The 5,911-nt window shown below is 72.8% G+C and carries 2 protein-coding genes; both read left to right on the top strand.

The window, feature by feature from the left end:
* Positions 1–3,547, top strand: a 3,547-nt coding sequence (locus ABT001_RS35625) for a type I polyketide synthase (protein WP_351285822.1), incomplete at its 5' end; no start/stop codon positions are given.
* A 496-nt stretch (positions 3,548–4,043) separates the two neighbouring features.
* Positions 4,044–5,911: type I polyketide synthase (locus ABT001_RS35630; RefSeq protein ID WP_351285823.1), on the top strand; the 1,868-nt coding region annotated here is incomplete at its 3' end.

Here is a 5,911-nt window from a genome sequence, read left to right on the forward strand (position 1 = left end):
GGGGCTGGAGCCCGGTGATGTGGATCTGGTGGAGGGGCATGGTACGGGGACGCGGTTGGGTGATCCGATCGAGGCTGAGGCGTTGTTGGCGACGTACGGTCAGGGTCGTGAGGTGCCGGTGTGGTTGGGTTCGGTGAAGTCGAACATCGGTCATACGCAGGCTGCGGCGGGTGTGGCGGGTGTGATCAAGGCGGTGATGGCGCTGCGTCATGGGGTGCTTCCGCGTACGTTGCACGTGGATGAGCGGAGCCCGCATGTGGACTGGTCGGGGGGTTCGGTGGAGCTCCTGGCCGAGAACCGTCCCTGGCCCGGGTCCGGACGTCCCCGCCGCGCCGCCGTCTCCTCCTTCGGCCTGAGCGGCACCAACGCCCACACCGTCCTCGAGGAATTCCCCCTCGCGAAGGACGACCGGGAACCGACGCCCCTCGGCACCGGCCTCACCCGGGCCGTGCCCTTCGTCCTCTCCGCCGCCACGCCCGCCGCCCTGCGCGGCCGGGCCGCACACCTGCGGGAGGTCGTCGGCCGGGGCGCGGACCTCGACCTCGCGGCCTCCCTCGCGACGGGTACCGCCCGCCTGCGACACAGGGCCGTCGTCATCGCGCGCGATGCCGGCACGCTCCGCGGCGGACTGGACGCCGTGGCCGACGGCTCCCTCGGCCCGAACGTCGTCCTCGGCGAGGCCGACGGCGGCGGACTGGCCTTCGTGTTCACCGGACAGGGCGCACAGCGGCTCGGTATGGGGCGCGAACTGTACGAGGCGTACCCGGTGTTCGCCGACGCGTTCGACGCGGTCTGCGCTCGGGTCGACCTGGAGACCGACCGGCCCCTGAAGGAGGTCGTGCACGAGGACGGCGACGCCCTCGACCGCACCGAGTACGCCCAGCCCGCGCTGTTCGCCCTGGAGGTGGCGCTCTTCCGCCTCGTGGAGTCGTGGGGGATCACCCCCGACGCGCTCGTCGGCCATTCGGTCGGCGAGCTGGCAGCCGCCCACGCGGCCGGTGTGCTGTCGCTGGACGACGCCTGCCGCCTCGTGGCCGTGCGCGGCCGGTTGATGCAGGCACTGCCCGAGGGCGGTGCGATGCTGGCCGTCGAAGCGGCCGAGAACGAGTTGGAACTGCCTGCGGGTGTCGATCTGGCAGCGGTCAACGGACCTGTGTCACTGACCGTTTCCGGAGAAGCCGACGCGATCCGCGCGTTCGAGGAACGGCTGCGGGCCGAGGGCCGCAAGGCCAAGCGGCTCAGCGTCTCGCACGCCTTCCACTCCCACCTCATGGAGCCGATGCTCGACGAGTTCGCCACAGCGGTCGCCTCGACGGCCTTCGCCGCCCCGACGATCCCGGTCGTGACCACCTCGTCCGGTGACCTCGCCACCGCCGCGTACTGGGTGCGGCAGGTCCGGGAGCCCGTGCGCTTCGCCGACGCGGTCCGGACTCTGCGCGAGCGCGGCGTCACCCAGCTCCTCGAACTCGGCCCTGACGGTGTGCTCACCGCGCTCGCCGAGAACGGGGTCGCCGCGCTCCGGCGGGGCCGCCCCGAGACGGACACCCTGATGACCGCCGTCGCCCACCTGCACGCCGGCGGCGTCCCCGTCGACTGGCGGCCTCTCCTCGAGGGCGGCCGGCGGACCCCGCTGCCCGCCTACGCCTTCGACCGCCGCCGCTACTGGCCCGCGCCCAAGGCCGGGCCGGGCGCGGAACGCCGGCGGCACCACATCACCTGGACGCCCGCCGGACTTCCCGCCGACACCACCCTCGACGGCAGATGGGCGGTGCTCGGGCCACGCTCCGACGCGCTGGTCGCCGACGTGGTCCTGGCCGTCGAGGCGCACGGCGGCACGGTGACCGACCGTGCCGAAGGCGATCTGCGGGGAGTCCTGACGGTCCCGGCCGCGGGCGACGGCGCCACCGGGGCGGTCCTCACCCACGGCCTCACCGACATCCTGCACCTCCTGAAGGACGTGACGGCTCCGGTGTGGTGCCTGACCCGGGGCGCGGTGTCCACCGGAGACGGAGACCCGGTGGCCTCCCCCGCGCAGGCACAGCTGTGGGGCCTCGGCCGCGTCGCGGCACTGGAGCACCCCGACCGCTGGGGCGGGCTCGTCGACGTCCCCGAGACGTTCGACGGCGCGGCCGGCCGCGCACTCGCCGCGGTGCTGGGAGGCATCGGCGAGGACCAGGTCGCGCTGCGGGCGGACGGCGTCCTCGCCCGGCGCCTCGCACAGGCTCCCGTGCGGGCCGGGCGCACGCCGTGGCGTCACACCGGCGCCACGCTGATCACCGGGGGAACCGGCGCGCTCGGCGGGCACGTCGCCCGCTGGCTGGCCGGGCGGGGGGCGAAGAAGCTGGTACTGGCCAGCCGGTCCGGCACGCAGGCTCCCCGCGCCGCCCGTCTGGTCGCCGAACTCGGTGAGCTGGGCTGCACCGTAGTGGTCGTGGCCTGCGACGTGGCGGACAAGGAGGCGCTGGCGGCGCTGCTCACCGAACACCCCGTCGAGGCAGTGGTGCACGCGAGCGGAGCGGTAGGGGTCATGGCCCTCGCCGAGGCCGACCCCGACTCCTTCGCGGAGGCGATGCGGGCGAAGGTGTCGGGTGCCAGAAACCTCGATGAACTGCTGCCGGACGTTCGGGAGTTCGTACTCTTCTCGTCCATCGCGGGAGTCTGGGGGAGTGGCGGCCAGGCCGCGTACGCAGCCGCCAACGCCCACCTCGACGCACTGGCCGAACGCCGCCGCGCCCAGGGCCGGGCGGCCACCTCGATCGCCTGGGGCCGCTGGGCGGGCGAGGGGATGGCGGCGGGCGACGAGGCAGCCGACTACCTGCTCAAGCGGGGTATCCGCGCCCTGGACCCTCAGCAGGCGCTCGCCGCGCTCGGCCGGGCCGTGGAGAGCGGCGAAACCTGTGTCACCGTCGCCGACATCGACTGGGGCCGCTTCACGCCCGTGTTCACGGCCGTACGCCCCAGTCCGCTGCTGTCGGGACTGATCCGCCCGGACGACCGGGCCACCGCCCCGGTCACCGCTCCGGCGGCTGCCGGGCCGGGACTCCGCGAGCGGCTCACCGGGATGCCGGAGGCCGAACGGAACGCGTCGCTGCTCAGCGTGGTCCTCGGAGCGGTTGCCGCGGTCCTGGGACACGTCACGGGCGAATCGGTCGACGCCCGACGCCCGTTCGGTGACCTCGGCTTCGACTCGCTGACCGCGGTGGAACTGCGCGACCGACTGCGGGCGGAGACGGGCCTCGACCTGCCCTCCTCCCTGGTCTTCGACCACCCGACCCCGGCCGACCTGGTGCGCAGGCTCCACGACGAACTGGGGCCCGTCACGGGTGCCGCGTCGCTTCTCTCCGAACTCGACACACTGGAGGCGGAGTTCGTCGCCACCCCGCCCGACGGCCTCACCCGGGCCAGGGTGGCGGTCCGGCTGCAGAGCTTCCTGTCGCGCTGGGCCGACGAGCGGCAGTCCGCCGACCCGGACGACGGGACGACGGACCTCGACGACGTGACAGACGAGGAGATGCTGTCGCTCATCGACCGGGAACTGGGTCTGTGAGAGCGATGACCACAGCCGGTGGGAGGAGCCCGAAGGGGCTCGATCGAAGGGGAGCAGGGTAAGCGGTGCCCGTGGCACGGCCGGAAATCCGGCCGTGCCACGGGCGTTCGCGGGCCGCACCGCCCGAGCCCCGGACATTCCGCACCACGAGGCGGCCCCGCAAGGGATTCGGTTCAACGATTGCGCGCAGGCGCCCGAGCCGGGGACGTCATTTCCAGGGCCGCACCCCTCCCTCCCCGGCCCGCGATTCCCCGCGTGCCGTGCGGGTCGCCCGTACTCCCGCGCCGCTGCTCAGGGGTCCACCCCCTAGCGTGATGGCTAGGGGTTGTCCGCGCCTCGGAGCCGTTCGTACTCTCAGCGAGACTTTTCGCTGCTTATATCTAGACCGTATTCCGGCGAGAAATCATAAAGAATTCCGTCGTTGTGGGGCGCCCGAATAATTCATCGGAATTTCCGTTGAGAAAGTGCGCTGCCGGTCCGGAGAAGGTGACATCGAGTGGCCGAAGATCAGAAGTATCTCGACTACCTCAGGCGGCTCACCGCGGACCTGCGGCTGACCCGGCGCCGACTGCACGCCGCCGAGGCACGCGGCAGCGTGCCCGTGGCCATCGTCGGCATGGGATGCCGGTACCCCGGGGACGTGGGCTCCCCCGACGACCTGTGGCAGTTGGTCTCCGAGGGCCGGGACGGCATATCCGGATTCCCTGTCGACCGCGGCTGGGACACCGCCGCCGTTTTCGACGACGACCCGGACGCCGCCGGCACCACCTACGTGCGCGAAGGCGGATTCGTCCACGGGGCGGCGGAGTTCGACGCCGACCTGTTCGGCATTTCCCCCCGCGAGGCGCTCGCCATGGACCCCCAACAGCGGCTGCTGCTGGAGACCTCCTGGGAGGCCCTGGAGAACGCGGGCATCGACCCGCTCTCCCTGCGCGGAACCCGCACCGGGGTGTTCGTGGGCTCCTCCTCCTCCGCCTACGGCGCAGGGCTGCGCGCCCTCCCGCAGGGAGTCGAGGGCCACCTCCTCACCGGCAGCGCGCCCAGCGTCGTCTCCGGCCGTGTCGCCTACACCCTGGGCCTGGAAGGGCCCGCGGTCACCGTCGACACCGCATGCTCGTCCTCACTCGTCGCCACCCATCTCGCCGTGCAGGCGCTCCGGACCGGCGAATGCGACGCCGTGCTCGCCGGCGGCGTCACCGTGATGACCGGGCCCGGTATCTTCACCGAGTTCAGCAGACAGCGGGGCCTCGCCCCCGACGGCCGCTGCAAGCCGTTCTCCGCCGACGCCGACGGCACCGGATGGGCCGAGGGCGCCGGTGTCCTCGTGCTGCGCCGCCTCGCCGACGCCCGCCGCCGCGGCGACCGGGTGCTTGCCGTGATCCGCGGTACCGCCGTCAACCAGGACGGCGCTTCCAACGGCCTCACCGCCCCCAACGGGCCCTCCCAACGGCGCGTCATCCGCGCCGCCCTGGAGAACGCCCGCCTCGACGCCGCCGACATCGACGCCGTCGAGGCGCACGGCACCGGCACCACGCTCGGCGACCCCATCGAGGCGCAGGCACTCCTGGAGACGTACGGGCAGGGAACCCGCCGCAAGCCCTTGCTGCTCGGGTCCATCAAGTCGAACATCGGGCACGCACAGGCGGCCTCCGGCGTCGCCGGCCTCATCAAGATGGTGATGGCGCTGCGCAACGAGGAACTGCCGCCCACCCTCCACGCCACCGAACCCACCCCGCACGTCGACTGGTCGAAGGGGCAGGTCCGGCTGCTGTCCGACCCGGTGCCCTGGCCGCACGACCCGGAGCGCCCCCGCCGTGCGGGTGTCTCTTCCTTCAGCATCAGCGGGACCAACGCGCACATCCTCCTGGAGAGCGCGGACGCGACGACCGTGATCGCCGAGGACGAGACGGACGACGACCCCTCCCACGGTGCCGTCGACGTCCCGAGCGCCCCCGCTGTCGCACAGGCCGTGCCACCGGTGCTGCCCTGGATACTGTCCGCCCGTACTCCCGAGGCGCTGCGCAGCCAGGCGGAACGGCTCGCCGCGTACGCCGACCGTGAACCGGTCGGCGTCGCCCGTACCCTGGCGGTCTCCCGAGCGGCCCTGGAACACCGGGCAGTCGTGCTCGGCTCCTGCCCCGCGGACTTCAGCCGCGGCCTCGACGGCCTGTCCCGGGACGAAACGCCCGCAGGCGTGGTGCGCGGCATGGCCCGTTCCCGGACCGCCCCCGTCCTCGTCTTCCCCGGTCAGGGGTCCCAGTGGGTGGGGATGGCGGATGATCTTCTGCGGGTTTCGCCGGTGTTCGCGGATCGGTTCGCGGAGTGTGCGGTTGCTCTGGCTCCTTTTCTTGACCGGCCGTTGAG

The organism is Streptomyces sp. NPDC002793, from assembly GCF_040295485.1.
In the GTDB taxonomy this organism is placed as follows: domain Bacteria; phylum Actinomycetota; class Actinomycetes; order Streptomycetales; family Streptomycetaceae; genus Streptomyces.